The sequence below is a fragment of the Erythrobacter sp. W302b genome (genome assembly GCF_046452395.1).
GTDB lineage: Bacteria > Pseudomonadota > Alphaproteobacteria > Sphingomonadales > Sphingomonadaceae > Erythrobacter.
Window position 1 is genome coordinate 2,799,434 of sequence record NZ_JBKFDH010000001.1, and the last position, 16,642, is coordinate 2,816,075.

Sequence of the window (16,642 nt, forward strand, 5' to 3'; positions counted from 1 at the left end):
AACGAAAGAAGCGAGGTCCCGGGTCAAACCCGGGACGGAGGATGCGAATTACCAGATGCGCACGCGCTCTTCCGGGGGCAGATACATCGCGTCACCGGGCTTCACACCGAAGGCCTCGTACCATTCGTCGAGATTGCGCACGACACCATTGACCCGGTATTCCTCGGGGCTGTGGCTGTCGGTGACGAGCCGGTTGCGGTAATTCGCCTCGCGCTGGGTCGAACGCCACACCTGCGCCCAGGCGAGGAAGAAGCGCTGGTCGCCGGTCAGCCCGTCGATCACCGGCACATCCATGCCCTTGGTCGCGATCTTGTAGGCGCGGTAGGCCATCGAGAGCCCGCCGACATCGCCGATATTCTCGCCCAGCGTCAGGCGGCCGTTCACGCAGGTCTTGCCCTCATCGAGCGGGCAGAAGCTGTTGTACTGCGCCACCAGCCGGTCACCCAGCTTGTCGAAGGCGGCGCGATCCTCGTCGGTCCACCAGTTGCGCAGCATCCCGGTCGCATCGGACTTGGAGCCCTGATCGTCGAAGCCGTGGCCCATTTCATGCCCGATCACCCCGCCAATCGCGCCGTAATTGACCGCGATGTCGTTGGAGAGTGCGAAGAACGGCTGCTGGAGGATGCCGGCCGGGAAGACGATCTCGTTCTTCACCGAGTTGTAATAGGCATTCACCGTCTGCGGCAGCATGCCCCATTCGGTGCGGTCGATCGGCTGGCCGAGCTTGGCGACATTGTCCGCCTGCCCCCACCTGGCCGCGGCCATGCGGTTGGCAATCGGATCGCCCGCGGTGATGGCGAGGCCGTCATAGGTTTCGAGGTTCGGGCGATAGCCGATCTTGGGATCGAAGCTGTCGAGCTTGGCGAGCGCCTGCGTCTTGGTCTCCGCGCCCATCCAGGTGATCTCACCGATGGATTCGCGCAGCGCGAGCCGCAGGTTGGCCACCAGTTCATCCATCGCGACCTTGTTTTCGGCCGGGAAGTAGCGCGCGACATATTCCTTGCCGATCAGCTCGCCCAGCAGGCCTTCCGCCTCACCAATGGCGCGCTTCCAGCGGGGGCGCTGCTGCGGCGTGCCGCGCAGGGTCTTGCCGAAGAATTCGAAGTTCGCCGCATCAAAGCGCGCTGGCAGCACGGCGGCATTGGCCGACAGGAACTCCTTGATCATCCACGCCTGCAAGGTTTCGACCGGGGTTTCGCCAAGCAGCGCGAACATGCCCGGAAGGCCGGTGCCGATCTTGGCCTGCGTTGCTTCGTCGAGCTTGAACTTGGCGATTTCCTCCGGCGTGGGCGGCATCAGGCTGACGACGAAGCCGGGGCTCTTGTCGATCCCGATGGCGGCGAGCATTGCGGTGACGGGCACCTTGCCACCGATTGCGCTGAGTTCGTCGGCGGTCAGCAGGTTATAGGTGAGGTCGCGGTTGCGGCGCACGGCGCGGTCCCAGGCAACCTTGCGGGCGATGGTGTCTTCGAAGGCATAGACCGTCTCGGCCATCGCCGCCGGGTTGGCGTAACCGGCCTCACCCAGCAGGAAGGTCAGGTATTCCTTGTACTTGGCCTGGATCGCGACGCCTTTCTCGGATGTGTCGAGATAATAGTCGCGGTCCGGCATCCCCAGCCCGCCGAAGCCGACAGTGGCGATGTGGCGGTCAGGCTGCTTGGCATCGACACCGACCCCGCCGCCGACCGGGCTGGCAAAGCCGGGCTCGGCCCACAGCATGGCGAGATCGTCGAGCGTCTTGGCGCCCTTGATCCGCGCGAGATAGGGCTGGGCCGGGGCAAGTCCCGCGGCTTCGATCGCGCTCGTGTCGAGGAACGTGCGATAGGTATCGAGGATGCGGCGCTCGTCACCCGAAAGGCTGGCGGCGTCCTTGGCCATCAGCTCGTCCATCAGCGCCTTGACGTCATAGGTGCTCTTTTCGCCCAGCAGCACGAAAGCGCCGATACGGCTGAAATCGGCGGGGAGCGGCGTGGCGTCGATCCAGCGCTTGTTGACATAGGCGTTGAAGTCATCGCCCGGCTTGATGTCATCGGCGAGCAGCGCCGGATCAACACCCCAGCTGCCAAAGCTCATCGTCGGCAGGGCGGAACCTGTATCGGCGCTCTGGAGCGTTTCGGTGGCGTCATCATGCGCATGGTCATCGGCCAGCGCGGGGGCGGCGGCGAGGGCAAGCAGGCTCGCGCCGATGAGGGCGGCGGTCTTGTGGATCATGTCAATCTCGAGTCCCTGAGAATGGCGACAGAGTGTCGGCCTGACGTCACATTAACGTCAGACGAGGGAAAGAGTTGCGCTTTGTCCGGCGCATGTCGTCATTCGTCGAATAGGGTGGGGCGAACCTTGTCCCTCCCCGTCCGGCACGGATGGGGAGAGGCTGGTGTGGGATCACGCCGCGTCGGCGGCGAATTGCAGCCGCGCGAGACGCGCGTAGAGCCCGCCCGCCTTGCTCAACACCTCATGCGGACCCTGTTCGACGATCCGGCCTTCATCCAGCACCACGATCCGGTCCGCCGCGCGCACGGTCGCGAGGCGGTGGGCGATCACCAGCGTGGTGCGTCCCTGCATCAGCCCGTCCAAGGCCTGCTGCACCAATTGCTCGCTTTCGGCATCGAGCGCGCTGGTCGCTTCATCGAGCAACAGGATCGGCGCATCCCGCAGCAGTGCACGGGCGATGGCGACGCGCTGTTGCTGGCCGCCCGAAAGCTGCGTGCCGCCTTCGCCGAGATAGGTGTCGAGGCCTTGCGGCAGCGCGCGCAGGAAGGTTTCGGCATTGGCGGCGCGAGCGGCCTGCCAGATGTCCTCGTCGGTTGCGTCCCAATTGCCATAGCGCAGATTGTCGCGGGCGTTGGCGCTGAACAGCACGCCTTCCTGCGGCACAAGCGCAATGCGCGAACGGATCTCGGCAGGATCGGCGCTGGTGAGCGGCACGCCGTCCAGGCGGATCGTGCCCGCCTGCGGATCGTAGAACCGCTCGACCAGCTGGAAGATCGTGCTCTTGCCCGCGCCCGAGGGCCCGACGATGGCGATGGTCTCTCCCGGCTCGATTTCGAGCGTGAAGTCCTTGAGCGCGGCGGTTTCGGGCCGCGCGGGATAACGGAAGGTGACATTGCGGAAGGAGAGGCTCCCGCGCGCAGGCACCGGCAGGCGCTCGGGCCGGGCGGGGGCGGCGATGTCGGGCTTGGATTCGAGCAGTTCCGCCAGCCGGCTCGCCGCACCCGCGCCGCGCAGCAGATCGCCATAGACTTCGGTGAGCGAACCAAGCGCGCCGGCCACAAGCCCGCCGGTCAGCACGAAGGCCGCAATGGTGCCGCCGCTGATCAGCCCATCGGCCACCGCCAGAGCGCCGCGCCACATCACCAGCACCACCCCGCCGAACACCAGCAGGATCACCACCGACGTCATCGCCGCGCGCAGCAGGATGCGGCGGCGCGCGGTCTCGAAGGTGCCTTCGACCACACTGGCGAACCGCTCGCTCTCCCGCCGTTCCTGCCCGAAGCTCTGGACGATCTTCATCGCCGAGAGGACTTCGGTGACATAGGCGCCGACGTCCGCAATCCGGTCCTGACTGGAGCGCGAGACCGCGCGGATCTTGCGGCCGAAAAACACAATCGGCGCGATCACCAGCGGAATGCCGATCAACAGGCCCAGGGTCAGCGACGGCGCGAGGTACACCAGCAGCCCGATCCCGCCGATTGCGGTGAGCGAATTGCGCAGCGCAACCGAGACCGTGGTGCCGACCACATTTTCGATCACCGCCGTATCGCTCGTCATGCGGCTGGAGATTTCCTTGGGGCTGTTGACCTCATAGAAGCCGGGCGACAGGCGCAGCAGATTGGCTTGCACCTTCAGCCGGATATCGGCCACCACCCGCTCCCCCAGCCAGCTGACGAAATAGAACCGCAGGGCCGTCCCCAGTCCGAGGATCACGACGATCATCAGCAGGTATTGGAAGGCGTGGGCGATATCGTCGGCATTGGCCGCGCCGGTGAACGCCTCGTCGATAATGACCTTGAAGCGCCACGGAATCGCCAGCGTCGCCGCCGAGGTGATCACCAGCGCCAGCAGGGCAAAGGCGATCTCGCGCGGGTATTGCAGCGTGGTGCGGAACACCATGCGCAGCGGCCCGAGAGAGCGCGCTTTGGGCGCAGGCGCGTCTCCAACCACCGCCACCGTTTCAGGCATGACAGCCGTCGCCTCAGCATCCGCCGGGACGTCAGAGGGTTCGCGCTTCTGGAGGTCAGCTTGCATGATCGCAGCGCTCTAGCGGGCCGGAGCATGAATTTCACGTGCAAAAAGCGGCAAGCCCACAAGCACCCGCACGGGCTTTCCCCATAATTGTGCATTGCACAATGGTCAGGGAAGGCGCATCTGTATCGCCAAGGTGCCACGGGATAAGGCGCCAAACCGTTCGTCGCCTGAGGTAAACCGATGCTTTATCACGCTTATGAGCTCCAGCGCAGCTGGCTGAACAGCGCCAGCGCGCTGGCTTCGATCAGCGCGGGGATGCTGAACAATCCCACCAATCCCTTCGGCTATATGGGCATGGGGCCGATCGTGGCGAACGCGCTTGACGTGTTCGCCCATGCGACCGCGCATTATGGCAAGCCGGAATTCGGCATCACCGCGGTCGAGATCGGCGGCCAGTCGCACCCCGTGATCGAGCGCATCGCGCTGAAGCGTCCCTTCGGCGATCTGCTCCACTTCACTGTCGAAGGCACTCCGGCAGACCGGCCGCGCCTGCTGATCGTCGCGCCGATGAGCGGCCACTACGCCACGCTGCTGCGCGGCACGGTGGAGCGGATGCTGGAAAGCGCCGACGTGTTCATCACCGATTGGGCCGATGCCAAGATGGTGCCGACCGATGCGGGGAGTTTCGACCTCGATGAATATATCGACTACCTGATCGCCTTCGCCGAGCACGTGCACGCCGACGCGAATGGCTCGCGCATCCATATGATGGCCGTGTGCCAGCCGAGCGTCCCCGCCTTCGCGGCGGTCGCGCTGATGAACCTCCACAAGTCGCCCGCAACCCCCGCCACCCTCACCATGATGGGCGGGCCGATCGACACGCGCGAATGCCCCACCGTGGTCAACAACATGGCGATGCAGCGCCCGATCGAATGGTTCCGCCAGTCGGTGATCGCGACCGTGCCGATGAAATATCCGGGCGCGGGGCGGCGGGTCTATCCGGGCTTCATGCAGCTCTCGGCGTTCATGAGCATGAACCTCTCGAGCCACATGATGAGCCACTACGAGATGTTCAAACACCTCACCGTGGGCGACGAGGAAAGCGCGCAGGCGACCAAGACCTTCTATGACGAATATCGTTCGGTCTGCGACATGACGGCGGAGTTCTATCTTCAGACCGTGGAAGAGGTGTTCCAGAAGCACTCGATCCCCAAGGGCGAGTTCCGCCACAAGGGCGAGCTGGTCGACATCACCCAAATCACCGACACCGCGCTGCTGGCGATCGAGGGCGAGCGCGATGATATCTCCGGCCTCGGCCAGACCAAGGCGGCGCTCAAGCTGACGCCGAATCTGCCCGAGAGCAAGAAGCGGTATTACATGGCCGAAGGCGCCGGGCATTACGGCATCTTCAACGGCAGCCGCTGGCGCACCAAGGTCGCGCCGGTGGTGGAAGAATGGATCGCCGCCCACGCGGGCTGACGCAGAAATAAGCGTTACAAAGCGGACACCGTGTCCGCTTCATGACGTCAAGAATTTTGTTTTATAAACAACGATCTATTGCCGCTTTCGCCAAGCGGACGGACAGGAGAGCGCGGGGCATTGTCATGCCTTGGGTTTCCAACGGCCTCGCAGGCCGCGCACAACGATGACAAAGAGCCGACCGCGATCCTAGCGGTGCGCCGGGATGTAGGAAATGTCGGCAATCGAGGGTGTTTTGCCGAGAGCTGCCGTTCGGGAAGCGACCTCAGTTCGGACCTTTCATTTTCGTCGCCGCGTGCTTGACACGGGGCTTGGCTAGCAGCTTCTCGCGGACGATGGCGCCTTCGATCGTGTCGTGGCGCTCGACATAGACCAGCCGCGTTTTCGCGAAATCCGCGACGTGGCGCGAACCCGTGCCTTCGCGGTGTCGATAGACCCGGGCGAGTGCATCCGCCGTCACACCGACATACATGCCGCCGCGATAGCGGTTCGCCATGATGTAGACCCAGCCACCCTTCTCCATACGCCGAGTATCGCGCGAAGGCCGAAGAAAGAAAAGCCAAGCCCCGTGTCAAGCACGGGGCGACGGTGAGGGGAGTGGCAGGATTCCACACATTTCCCGCCATTTGCGGCCGAGCTAGCCGCATGCTCAAAACCTGCCGTTACCCCTGTCCCCTCCCGCGTTCCTGCACGGCGGCGCGGCGGGCTTCGACCTCTTCGGGGGCGACAGCGGAATTGGCGGCGCTGGACCGTTCCGCCTCCAGCGCCAGCCCTTCGCCGAAGCTGGCGGCATAGCCATCGTCGATCAGGCGCTTGTAGAGGCCGAGGAAGGCTGGATCGATGCCCGCCATGTCGCCCGCCAGCTTGCGCGCCAGCGGCAGCAGCGCGTCGGGCGCGACCACGTGGTTCACCAGCCCCCAGTTGTGTGCGGTCGCGGCGTCGAGGAAGTTGCCGGTGAAGGCGAGTTCCTTGGCCCGCGAAATCCCGATCATACGCGACAATTTCTGCGACAGCCCCCAGCCCGGCACGATCCCGACCCGCGCGTGCGTGTCGGCGAAACGGGCGTTGGTGCTGGCGATCAGCACGTCGCAGGCGAGTGCGACTTCAAAGCCGCCGGTGATCGCCACCCCGTTGATCGCGCCGATCACGGGCTTGCGGCACAGCTCGATCGCCTTGACCGGATTGTCGGCCGGATCGGTCGCATTGGCGCTGCCGAGCGCGCCGGCCTCGCTGCCCAGTTCCTTGAGGTCGAGACCGGCGGTGAAGGCCCGCTCCCCCGCACCCGTGAGGATCACCGCGCGCACCGCATCATCCGCATCGACCGCGCGCATAACCTCCGCCAGCCGCGCGCGCAGGGCACGGTTGAGCGCGTTCATCGCCTGCGGACGGTTGAGAGTGACGGTGGCAATGCCGTCAGCCACGTCGCACAGAATTACATCGTCGGACATCATAGTCTCCAGTCGATGGCCCCCCGCCCGTTCGCCTCAAGAAACGCATTGGTCTGGCTGAAGGGCCGCGAGCCGAAGAAGCCGTTATGCGCCGATAGCGGGCTGGGGTGGGCGGAGGCCACTATCAGATGGTGGGAATTGCGGGCGAGGGCGGGCACGCGGCTCGCCTTTTTCCGCGCGTGGCTGCCCCACAGGATGAAGACCGTCGGCTCCGCCCGCTCCGCCACCGCCGCCACGCAGGCATCGGTGATCGCATCCCACCCGCGCCCCGCATGGCTGCCCGCGAGCCCCGCCTCGACCGTCAGCGTATTGTTGAGTAGCAGCACGCCTTGCTTCGCCCACGGCGTCAGATCGCCGGTCGCCGCGCGGGGCAGGCCGAGGTCGGCTTCCAGCTCCTTGTAGATGTTCACCAGCGAGGGCGGCACCTTCACGCCCGCCTGCACCGAAAAGGCCAGCCCATGCGCCTGTCCCGGCCCGTGATAGGGGTCCTGCCCCAGAATCACGCAGCGCACCTCGGGCAGCGGGGTCAGCGCCAGCGCCGCGAGCCGGGTGCCGCGCGGGGGATAGACCTGCTTGCCCGCGGCTTCCTCGGCCTTGAGCCACCCGCCCAGCTTGCGCGCCTCGGGGGTGCGCAGCACCGGCTCGAGCGCTGGGCGCCAGGTATCGGGGATGGTTTCGGACAAAAACAATTCTCCCTTCGCCTCGAGGCGAACGGGGTAAGGCAGGTTCTTTCTCCGCGCCACTCGCCCCTTCCCCTCTTTCCCCAATCGGCGTAGGGCGAGCGGCATGGCAGTCCATTTTCATGAAGAAGACCTCCCCGCCGGCGTGTTGACCGGCACCACCGATCTTGCGGTCGACACCGAGACCATGGGCCTCATCACCGCGCGTGACCGGCTGTGCGTGGTGCAGATTTCGGACGGCACGGGGAACGAGCATCTCGTGCGCTTCAACCCCGGGAGCCGCTACGACGCGCCAAACCTGAAAGCGGTGCTGGGCGATCCGTCGCGGGTGAAGATCTACCACTTCGGCCGCTTCGATCTCGCCGCGATCCACCACTATCTCGGCGTGATGGCCGGGCCGGTGTTCTGCACCAAGATCGCCAGCAAGCTGGTGCGCACTTACACCGATCGCCACGGGCTCAAGAACCTCGTCGAGGAATTGCTGGGCGAGAGCATCTCCAAGCAGCAGCAAAGCTCCGACTGGGGCGGGCCGGTGCTGTCCGATGCGCAGCGCGATTACGCCGCGTCGGACGTGCGCTATCTCCACCGGCTGCGCGATGAGCTCACTGTGCGGCTGGACCGCGAGGGGCGCACCGCGATGGCGCAGGCATGCTTCGATTTCCTGCCGACGCGGGCGCTGCTCGACGTCGCCGGTTGGGCCGACAACGACATCTTCAGCCACATGTAAGGACGCCCGAGGCACACCCCCGTCATGGCCCCCGCCGAAACCACCATCGAAACCTCCGAAGCGCGCGCGCTTCGCAGCCGGCGGCAAACTTTTGCTGCGCCGGGCGGCTCGCATGATCGGCTGGTGCGGTTCCTCGCGCGGGCCCTGCCGATGGGCGTTGGCGTGGTCGCGGCGCTGATGATCATCACGCCTCTGAGCCCGCGCGGCGAGGTCAGCTTCCTGCTGGATCGCAACAAGGTCGCCCAGATTGACGAGCGCCTGAGCGTCGACAATGCGATGTATCGCGGGCGCGACAATCAGGGCCGCCCCTTCTCGCTGCTGGCGGGTGAGGCGGTGCAGCGCTCCAGTGTCGAAGGCCTGGTGCGGATGCGCGATCTGGTGGCGCAACTGCTGCTGACCGAAGGGCCGGCGCGCCTGAGCGCGGACGGCGGCATCTATGACCTGAATGCCGAGACCGTGACGGTCGACGGCCCGGTCCGCCTGACGGCGTCGGATGGCTATGTCATGACCGCGCGCGGGGTTTCGGTCGATCTCAAGGCGCGCACCATGCAGGGCGATGCCGGGGTTTCGGGTGAGGTTCCGGCCGGGACCTTTTCCGCCGACACGATGCGTGCCGATCTGTCCGCGCGCACGATCACGCTCGAAGGCAATGCCCGCCTGACAATGATACCCGGCCAGCTGAGGATGCCGTGATGGATCAGAATGCCCCCGCTTCCCGCACCCCGTTTGCCCGGCTCGCTCTGATCTGGGGCATCGGCGGCTTCGCGCTGACCGCCGCGCTGGTGGGCGGGATGAGCCTCAACGCGCAAGGCATTGCGCGCCACGATTCCAACGCGCCGGTCACCTATGACGCGGGCAAGTTCGTGCTCAACGACAAGACCAATCAGGGTATCGGGAGCGGCGGTGTGATCATCACGCAGGCGGGCCTGCGGGTCGAATCCGATCGCATGCTGGTGAACTTCACCGATACGGGCGGACAGCTCCAGATCCAGCGCATCACCGCCACCGGCGGGGTGGTCGTCACCCGCGGCAACGAGCGCGCCAGCGGCGACAATGCGGTCTATGATTTCAACCGCCGGGTCATCACCATGGCAGGCAATGTGCGCCTGCGCCGCGGGACCGATACGCTGAATGGCGGACGTCTGGTGATCGACCTCGAAAGCGGGCTATCGACGGTTGATGGCACCGCCTCGGGCTCCAGCATCGGAGCGCCCGGCGCGCCTGCCGGTCAGGGCCGCGTCACCGGCACCTTCACGGTCCCGCAAAAGAACTGATCCGCCCGCTCTGCCCTGATGCTGCCTGATCGCGGTACGCGGGGGAGGGAAACCGGCTACCGCTTCGCGGCAAACCGCGCGATTTCGGCCAGCTCCTGCGCGAGCAGCAGCTCAGCGGACTGGCTATTTGCGAGCAGGCTGCGGTGCAGCGCGGTGAGGCGCGGGATGAGCCGGTCGAGCCGTGTCTCGCCCGAACCGCGCGCCGCGGGCAGGGTCCAGCGCTTGAACTGGTTGCCGATGTCGCGCTTCTCCTTGAAGAAGATGCCGAGCCGCATTTCCGCGCCCTTGTCGATCTGGTCGAAATTGCCGCGCGGGCCAAGGTAGGCGGCGATCTGCGCCAGCTGCGCCGCGCGCCGTTCCAGCGCCAGCGCCACGCCGACCGGGTTCAGCCCCAGCTCGCGCATCCGCTTGATCTCGCCCGCAATCTTGCCGAGCTCCCCGCCCAGCACGGCGTTGACCAGCGGGGCAAAGCCATCCTCTTCGGTCGCTGCGCCAATCGCGGCGTGATCTTCGGGCGTGGCCGCGCGCGGGGCTTGCGGATCGGCATCGCAATAGAGCGCCAGCTTGGTGACCTCGGACTGCGCCAGCCGGACATCAAGCCCCGCACCGCGCGCGATCCGCTCCGCCAGATCGCCGCCAAGCCGCAGCCCCGCCGCGCTGGCCATGTCGCGCACCGCCTGCACGACATCCTTGAGTTCGGGCGGATGGAACATCGCCACCAGCGCATCCTGCCGCTTTTCCAGCAGCTTGGCCGTGCGCGACTTGTCGGTGGCAGACGTCGCCACCACGATGACGGGTGCCGCCGCGCCCGCGCCGGCCTCGGCGGTTTCGATCAGGAATTGCAGCGCATCATGGGCATCATCCCCGCTGGCGCGCACCCAGATATGGCGCGCGCCGCCAAACAGCGAGGTCGAGCGCGCTTCATCGCCCAGCAGCGCGGGATCGCGCTTGAGGTCTGCTCCGGCCAGTTCCACCCGCTCGCCCGCATCGGGGAAGGCCGCAGCCAGGCGGTTCGCAGCAGCGGTCGCCCCGGCTTCGTCCGGGCCGCAGAAAAAGAAGATGCGGGCAGCGAGCGCGCCTTGCGGCAGGCCGCGGGCGAAATCGCTGTTCTTGGACTTCACTGGCCCGCAGCGGCGCGACTGCGCAGCGTGACGGCGACCTGCGTCGCCATCCGGTCAGCGACTTCGAGCGCGAGGTTTTCCAGTGCCTTCTGCTCGGCCGCGATGGTGGCATATTCGCTGGAGACCACATCGATCCCCGCGTCCGAGCCTGCGGTGGCATCGAGCAGCACCGCGCCGGTCGCCAGTTCGACCAGCTGATACCGCGCGCGCAGGATGCGGCGTTCACGGCTGATGGTGTCATCGTTGAGCACGCCGAGGGCCTCGAGCGAATCGTCGAGCCTGACGTCGAGCCGGTATTGCGGCGTCACCTGACCTGCCACCCCCAGCCGGGCATCGAGCGCGTTCTTGATCAGCCACCCGCCGCGCCCCTGGATCGCGGGGATATCGACCGCCGCAATCCCCTGTGCCGCGCCCGAACTCGCCCCGCCCGCATACATCGGCGACAGGCCGCAGGCGGTGAGGGCGAGGAGCGCCAAGCAGGCAATCAGCGCCTTGCCCCATCGCTTTTCGTCATGCTGAACGCGTTTCAGCATCCCTTCTGCCTCCTGAAGCCGCAGCACGATGCCGCGCGATGGACCCTGAAACAAGTTCAGGGTGACGGAAATTGTCTAGGTGACGATATTCACCAATCGGTCCGGCACGACAATCACCTTGCGGATCGCCGCGCCATCGACCGAGCGTTGCAGATTGGCCGAAGCCAGCGCCAGCGCCTCGAGGTCTCCCTTCGAAGCCCCCTTGGGCGCGGTGACGGTGTCGCGCAGCTTGCCCATGTGCTGGATCGCGATGGTGACCTCGTCGTCGACCAGCAGCGACGGGTCGATGTCGGGCCAGACGGATTCGGCGACGAGGCCGGTCCCGAGACCATAGGTCGCGCGCGCTTCTTCCGCGAGATGCGGCATCATCGGCGAGACGAGGATGGCAAGCTTGCGGATCGCGTCCGAGCGGGTGGCGGACAGCGGCGCCTTCTCGACCGCGCCGACCAGTTCGTAGATGCGCGCAACCGCCTTGTTGAAGCTCAGCGCCTCGATATCCTCGGCGACCGCGGCAACGGTCTGGTGGAGCTTGCGGTCCAAGGCCTTGTCATATTCCGTATCGGCCCCGGCGCCGCCCGCGCCCGCCTGCCCGAACAGCCGCCACAGGCGCTGGACGAAGCGCGCGCAGCCCTCGATCCCGGCGTCAGACCACGGCAGGTCGCGCTCGGGCGGCGAATCGGAGAGCATGAACCAGCGCACCGCATCCGCCCCGTGGCGGGCGATGATCGCATCGGGGTCGACGACGTTCTTCTTCGACTTCGACATCTTGATGACGCGGCCTACTTCGACGGGGGCGTTGTCGGCGAGCAGCGTGGCGCCCTCCGAGGTGCGGTCGACTTCCTCGGGGCCGAAGAACACCGGCACGCCGCGACTCTCGTCGATGCGGCTATAGGTCTCGTGCGTCACCATGCCTTGCGTGAACAGCGCCGCGAAGGGCTCCTTCAGGTCGAGCTTGCCGATGTGAGCCAGCGCGCGCGTCCAGAAGCGCGCATAGAGCAGGTGCAGGATCGCGTGCTCGATGCCCCCAATATAGTGCTGCACCGGCATCCACTTGGCGACCTCTTCGGGGTCAAAGGGCTTGTCGGCCGGCTGGCTCGCAAAGCGCAGGAAATACCATGAGCTGTCGACGAAGGTGTCGAGCGTGTCGGTCTCGCGCAGCGCGGGCTTGCCGCTGATCGGGCAGGTGGTGTGCTTCCAGGTGGGGTGGCGGTCGAGCGGGTTGCCCGGTTCGCTGAAGTCGATGTCCTCGGGCAGCACGACGGGCAGCTGGTCGCGCGGGACGGGGACGGGGCCGTGATCGGGGCTGTGAATGATCGGGATCGGGGTGCCCCAGTAGCGTTGCCGCGAAACGCCCCAATCGCGCAGGCGCCACACGGTGCGGCCCTCGCCCCAGCCGCCTTGTTCGGCGCGGGCGATGACGGCAGCCTTGGCGGCCTCGACGGTCATGCCATTGAGGAAATCGCTGTTGACGATCACCCCGTCCCCCGCCTCGGCCTCGCCCTTGAAGGGCTCGTCCGCGCGGGAAGGATCGCTGGCGACGACACGCAGGATCGGCAATTCGTATTTGGTCGCAAACTCGAAGTCGCGCTGGTCATGCCCCGGCACGCCCATCACCGCGCCCGTGCCGTATTCCATCAGCACGAAGTTGGCGATGAAGACGGGCAGCTCAGACCCGGTGAACGGGTGCTTTGCCGTGATCGGCGTGCGGTAGCCCAGCTTCTCCGCCGTTTCGAGCGCTGCGGCCGTGGTCGCGCCCTTCTTGCACTGGTCGATGAAGGCGGCGACCTCGGGGTCGCCCGCCAGCCCCTGCGCGATCGGGTGATCGGCAGCGATGGCGCAGAAACTCGCGCCGAAGATCGTATCGGGGCGGGTCGAATAGACCGCCAGCTTGCCGCCGTCGCTCAGGTCAAACGAGAACTCCAGCCCCTGCGACTTGCCGATCCAGTTCTCCTGCATCAGGCGAACCTTCTCGGGCCAGTCCTCAAGGCTGCCCAGCCCCTCCAGCAGATCATCGGCAAAGTCGGTGATCTTGAGGAACCACTGGTTCAGCTTGCGCTTCTCGACCTCCGCGCCGGACCGCCAGCCCTTGCCGTCGATCACCTGCTCGTTGGCGAGCACGGTCATGTCGACCGGGTCCCAGTTGACGGTCGATTCCTTGCGATAGACCAGCCCCGCCTCATACAGATCGAGGAACAGCGCCTGTTCGTGGCCGTAATATTCAGGGTCGCAGGTGGCGAATTCGCGCGTCCAGTCGAGCGCGAAGCCGATGCGCTGCAACTGCGCCTTCATCTGCGCGATGTTGGCCCGCGTCCAGCCGCCGGGGTGCACGCCCTTTTCCATCGCGGCGTTTTCCGCCGGCATCCCGAAGGCATCCCAGCCCATCGGGTGCAGCACCTCGAACCCGCGCATCTTCTGGTAGCGCGCCAGCACGTCGCCCATCGTGTAGTTGCGCACGTGGCCCATGTGGATGCGCCCCGAAGGATAGGGGAACATCTCGAGGATGTAGCTCTTGGGCTTGGGGCTGTCGGAATCGGCGGTGAAGGTGCCCGCCTCGGTCCAGGCACGCTGCCAGCGTTCATCGGCGACGGCAGGGTCGAAACGCCCCCGTTCGCCTCCGGCGGACGGATCAACACGAGTGTCAGTCATGAACGGCTTTCAGTGAAAAGCGTAGAAACTCAAGACGCCAGCGCCTGACGGCGCAGATCGCGGGCCTTGGTGAGGATGATGTCCTCAAGCTTTTGGACAGTGGCGGCCTGCACCGGGGCTTCGAGCCAGTTGCCGGCTTCGTTCACCTGACGGCTCGCCGCGACGCGCAGGGCATCGGCGCGCAGATCCTGATCGAGGATCGTCACGGTCAGCTTGACCCGCTCACCCGGATTGGCGGGATTGGCATACCAGTCGGTCACGATCACGCCCCCGCTGCTGTCCGCCTGAAGCAGCGGCGCAAAGCTCACCGTATCGAGCGCGGCGCGCCACAGATAGGCGTTGACGCCGATGGTGTTGAGCTGGGCCGCAGACAATTCGGTGCGCGGACGGGCGCCGCCGCCGCAGGCGCTGAGGCCCACCAGCGAGACGCCAAGCAGCGCAAGGCCGAGCGTACGGCGCAACGCCGGGCGACCAGTGGCCTTGGAGAAAGTGGCGGAATTGGCGCGTGTCACAGCCGGATCATCCTCATCATCTGTATCGGCCTCGCTCTATAGCCCCAAGGGTTGATGCGGCAAGCATCATCCGCGTGGCGGCCCGGTCGAAGCGGTCAAGCCCGGCGCTGGAAGAGCGCCTGCGGGCTTTACCCAGCCTGAATTTACCTCGCTGTGCAACATTCTGTGTGCATGGTGCCACAGGTGCGGCGCGAATCCGTTTCGTGTCGCAGCAACCCCATTGCAAGCGGCTGGCGCGAGACTATCACTATATTTCAAAGTCACCGCGACTCAGCTGGGGTTAAGGCAAAACGTGGTGAGGCAAAGGCGCTCCAGTCGCAAATCCGGGGCGCATAAGAACAGGAAACGGGTAGCATAATGGCACGCGAGTCGGACAGGTCAGCAAAGGCGCAGCAATCGCTGCGGCCGCTTGCCCTGTGTGCGCTGGCGTGCGGTGCGCTTGCCCTTGCCGTGCCGAGCGCCGGACTGGCGCTGGCGGGCGAAATCGCCCCGGCGCGGACGGCGGCCTCGCTCGACGCGCTGGGCCTCGGGATGTTCACTCCGGCCTCGGTCGATCCTGATCTGGCGGCCCGCGTAGCGGACAAGGCGCGTGCGCGCGGCATTCGTTTCACCCCCGCCAGCGCGCCGACGATGTCGGGCAAGCGCACGGTGACGGTCGCGGTGCGGATGGATGATGACACCGCCCGCGCGATCACGGTGCGCAAGGCGATTGACGCCGTGCCGGGCCGCGGGCTCGGTCTGACCGGTCTCGATTCGAGCAAGTTCCAGCTGGGTTCGGCGCGTGGCTACAAGAGCTTTGCCCGCTCGGTCGATCTGTCGGCCAAGGTCAGCAATGTCTCGCTGCCCGATCTCGCGCAGTTTGAACCCTCGCGCCCCAAGGCCGAAGACAAGCCCAGCCGCCTCCAGCCGCGGATCGAGCTGGAAGATCGCCAGATTGCGGGCCGTTCGCCCAACACGCTCGATTCGACCGCCGCGCAGACCGTGGGTCTCGGCGGAAGCTTCCGCCTTTCGCCCAATCTCAACGTGACGGCAGGCGTGCGCTACTCGCAGGAACGTGAACGGCTCAATCCGCTGACCAATTCGGTGCAGGATAGCCAGGCGGTTTACGTCGGCACGCAGATCAAGTTCTGATCCCGCGCTGATCCACCGGGCGTTGGCCCGTGGTTGCCCACCCGTTGCACGATCATGGCCCGGTCATTGGCGCGTCAATCGGCCCGAAACGCATAGCTATTCCCCGCTTTCCCTGACCCTACGGCACGGCTAGGTTGCGCTGGTGCCATCGCATCACGACAAAGGGGAGAAGAGCATGGGCCGGGTAGCCATCGTCACCGGAGGAACGCGCGGAATCGGAGAGGCGATCTGCAAACGGCTCCAGCGCCAGGGCCACACCGTCATCGCCAATTACGCCGGGAACGAGGAAAAGGCGCGGGCCTTCACCGAGGCGACCGGCATCCCGGCGCGCCGTTGGGATGTGGGCGATTACGAGGCGACTCAGGCCGGATGCGCCGCCGTGGCGGAGGAGTTCGGCGCGGTCGATATCGTCGTCAACAACGCCGGGATCACGCGTGACGGCACGCTCCACAAGATGAGCTTCGAGGACTGGAACGATGTCATGCGCATCAACCTCGGCGGGTGCTTCAACATGGCCAAGGCGACCTTCCCCGGAATGCGTGAGCGCGGGTGGGGGCGGATCGTCAACATCGGCTCGATCAACGGACAGGCGGGGCAATACGGTCAGGTCAACTATGCCGCCGCCAAGAGCGGCATCCACGGCTTCACCAAGGCGCTCGCGCAGGAAGGCGCGAAGTTCGGGGTGACGGTGAACGCGATCGCGCCGGGCTACATCGACACCGACATGGTCGCCGCCGTGCCCGCCCCGGTGCTCGAGAAGATCGTCGCCAAGATCCCCGTCGGCCGCCTCGGCATGGCCGAGGAAATCGCGCGCGGGGTCGCGTTCCTGACGAGCGAGAACGGCGGCTTCATGACCGGCTCGACCATGAGCATCAACGGCGGGCAGCATATGTACTAGCGCAGGCA

General features: G+C 66.1%; 15 protein-coding genes. 6 read left to right on the forward strand and 9 right to left on the reverse strand.

Annotation, left to right across the window (positions count from 1 at the left end):
- Window positions 1-48 precede the first annotated feature (48 nt).
- Complete coding sequence (locus tag ACLBKT_RS13245) at window positions 49-2,211, reverse strand: M13 family metallopeptidase (protein ID WP_410183379.1); 2,163 nt, start codon at window positions 2,209-2,211, stop codon at window positions 49-51.
- Between the two features lie 171 nt (window positions 2,212-2,382).
- Entirely contained in the window at window positions 2,383-4,179 is a 1,797-nt protein-coding gene (locus ACLBKT_RS13250) for an ABC transporter transmembrane domain-containing protein (protein WP_410183694.1), read from the reverse strand.
- Window positions 4,180-4,425: 246 nt separating this feature from the next.
- Here ACLBKT_RS13250 and ACLBKT_RS13255 point away from each other — a divergent pair, with 246 nt between their 5' ends.
- Window positions 4,426-5,664, forward strand: a complete 1,239-nt coding sequence (locus tag ACLBKT_RS13255; protein WP_410183380.1) for a polyhydroxyalkanoate depolymerase — start codon at window positions 4,426-4,428, stop codon at window positions 5,662-5,664.
- A 265-nt stretch (window positions 5,665-5,929) separates the two neighbouring features.
- On the opposite strand, the gene ACLBKT_RS13260 is transcribed toward ACLBKT_RS13255, so the two are convergent.
- From ACLBKT_RS13260 to ung, 3 genes are all read right to left on the reverse strand, one after another.
- The gene (locus ACLBKT_RS13260) at window positions 5,930-6,187 is read right to left on the reverse strand and encodes a GIY-YIG nuclease family protein (protein ID WP_410183381.1); all 258 of its coding nucleotides are present in this window, start codon (window positions 6,185-6,187) and stop codon (window positions 5,930-5,932) included.
- Window positions 6,188-6,326: 139 nt separating this feature from the next.
- Window positions 6,327-7,112: an enoyl-CoA hydratase gene (locus ACLBKT_RS13265; RefSeq protein WP_410183695.1), complete on the reverse strand. Its 786-nt coding sequence runs from the start codon at window positions 7,110-7,112 to the stop codon at window positions 6,327-6,329.
- On the reverse strand, window positions 7,112-7,795 hold the full coding sequence (gene ung, locus ACLBKT_RS13270) for a uracil-DNA glycosylase (RefSeq protein ID WP_410183382.1): 684 nt from the start codon (window positions 7,793-7,795) through the stop codon (window positions 7,112-7,114). Before ung ends, ACLBKT_RS13265 begins: the two co-directional genes overlap by 1 nt.
- Window positions 7,796-7,898: 103 nt before the next feature.
- Between ung and ACLBKT_RS13275 the strand changes: the two genes are divergently transcribed.
- The 3 genes from ACLBKT_RS13275 to ACLBKT_RS13285 are packed head-to-tail and all read left to right on the forward strand — an operon-like array spanning window position 7,899 to window position 9,793.
- Window positions 7,899-8,519: a ribonuclease D gene (locus ACLBKT_RS13275; protein ID WP_410183383.1), complete on the forward strand. Its 621-nt coding sequence runs from the start codon at window positions 7,899-7,901 to the stop codon at window positions 8,517-8,519.
- Window positions 8,520-8,543: 24 nt separating this feature from the next.
- Window positions 8,544-9,212, forward strand: coding sequence for an LPS export ABC transporter periplasmic protein LptC (gene lptC, locus ACLBKT_RS13280; RefSeq protein WP_410183384.1), 669 nt, complete (start codon window positions 8,544-8,546; stop codon window positions 9,210-9,212).
- Window positions 9,212-9,793 carry an LptA/OstA family protein gene (locus ACLBKT_RS13285; RefSeq protein WP_410183385.1) on the forward strand — a complete coding sequence of 194 codons (582 nt, stop codon included), beginning with the start codon at window positions 9,212-9,214 and terminating at the stop codon, window positions 9,791-9,793. Before lptC ends, ACLBKT_RS13285 begins: the two co-directional genes overlap by 1 nt.
- A gap of 56 nt (window positions 9,794-9,849) precedes the next feature.
- Here ACLBKT_RS13285 and holA read toward each other — a convergent pair whose 3' ends face one another.
- From holA to ACLBKT_RS13305, 4 genes are all read right to left on the reverse strand, one after another.
- Window positions 9,850-10,914, reverse strand: coding sequence for a DNA polymerase III subunit delta (gene holA, locus ACLBKT_RS13290; protein ID WP_410183386.1), 1,065 nt, complete (start codon window positions 10,912-10,914; stop codon window positions 9,850-9,852).
- On the reverse strand, window positions 10,911-11,447 hold the full coding sequence (gene lptE / locus ACLBKT_RS13295) for an LPS assembly lipoprotein LptE (RefSeq protein WP_410183387.1): 537 nt from the start codon (window positions 11,445-11,447) through the stop codon (window positions 10,911-10,913). Before lptE ends, holA begins: the two co-directional genes overlap by 4 nt.
- Before the next feature lie 75 nt (window positions 11,448-11,522).
- Window positions 11,523-14,093, reverse strand: a complete 2,571-nt coding sequence (gene leuS / locus ACLBKT_RS13300) for a leucine--tRNA ligase (RefSeq protein ID WP_410183388.1) — start codon at window positions 14,091-14,093, stop codon at window positions 11,523-11,525.
- Between the two features lie 29 nt (window positions 14,094-14,122).
- Window positions 14,123-14,605 (reverse strand): DUF3576 domain-containing protein, encoded by a 483-nt coding sequence (locus ACLBKT_RS13305; RefSeq protein ID WP_410183389.1) that lies wholly within the window; start codon window positions 14,603-14,605, stop codon window positions 14,123-14,125.
- A gap of 357 nt (window positions 14,606-14,962) precedes the next feature.
- On the opposite strand from ACLBKT_RS13305, the gene ACLBKT_RS13310 reads away from it, so the two are divergent.
- On the forward strand, window positions 14,963-15,736 hold the full coding sequence (locus ACLBKT_RS13310; protein WP_410183390.1) for a hypothetical protein: 774 nt from the start codon (window positions 14,963-14,965) through the stop codon (window positions 15,734-15,736).
- Between the two features lie 175 nt (window positions 15,737-15,911).
- Window positions 15,912-16,634 (forward strand): acetoacetyl-CoA reductase, encoded by a 723-nt coding sequence (gene phbB / locus ACLBKT_RS13315; RefSeq protein WP_160759917.1) that lies wholly within the window; start codon window positions 15,912-15,914, stop codon window positions 16,632-16,634.
- Window positions 16,635-16,642 lie beyond the last annotated feature (8 nt).

Excerpts from the sequence above, each read along its gene's own strand:
- ACLBKT_RS13245 (WP_410183379.1), bottom strand. The coding sequence starts at position 2,211 with ATGATCCACAAGACCGCCGCCCTCATCGGCGCGAGCCTGCTTGCCCTC.
- ACLBKT_RS13260 (WP_410183381.1), bottom strand. The coding sequence starts at position 6,187 with ATGGAGAAGGGTGGCTGGGTCTACATCATGGCGAACCGCTATCGCGGC.
- leuS (WP_410183388.1), bottom strand. The coding sequence starts at position 14,093 with ATGACTGACACTCGTGTTGATCCGTCCGCCGGAGGCGAACGGGGGCGT.
- ACLBKT_RS13265 (WP_410183695.1), bottom strand. The coding sequence starts at position 7,112 with ATGTCCGACGATGTAATTCTGTGCGACGTGGCTGACGGCATTGCCACC.
- ACLBKT_RS13255 (WP_410183380.1), top strand. The coding sequence starts at position 4,426 with ATGCTTTATCACGCTTATGAGCTCCAGCGCAGCTGGCTGAACAGCGCC.
- phbB (WP_160759917.1), top strand. The coding sequence starts at position 15,912 with ATGGGCCGGGTAGCCATCGTCACCGGAGGAACGCGCGGAATCGGAGAG.
- ACLBKT_RS13250 (WP_410183694.1), bottom strand. The coding sequence starts at position 4,179 with ATGCCTGAAACGGTGGCGGTGGTTGGAGACGCGCCTGCGCCCAAAGCG.
- ACLBKT_RS13285 (WP_410183385.1), top strand. The coding sequence starts at position 9,212 with ATGGATCAGAATGCCCCCGCTTCCCGCACCCCGTTTGCCCGGCTCGCT.
- lptE (WP_410183387.1), bottom strand. The coding sequence starts at position 11,447 with ATGCTGAAACGCGTTCAGCATGACGAAAAGCGATGGGGCAAGGCGCTG.
- ACLBKT_RS13310 (WP_410183390.1), top strand. The coding sequence starts at position 14,963 with ATGGCACGCGAGTCGGACAGGTCAGCAAAGGCGCAGCAATCGCTGCGG.
- lptC (WP_410183384.1), top strand. The coding sequence starts at position 8,544 with ATGGCCCCCGCCGAAACCACCATCGAAACCTCCGAAGCGCGCGCGCTT.
- ACLBKT_RS13275 (WP_410183383.1), top strand. The coding sequence starts at position 7,899 with ATGGCAGTCCATTTTCATGAAGAAGACCTCCCCGCCGGCGTGTTGACC.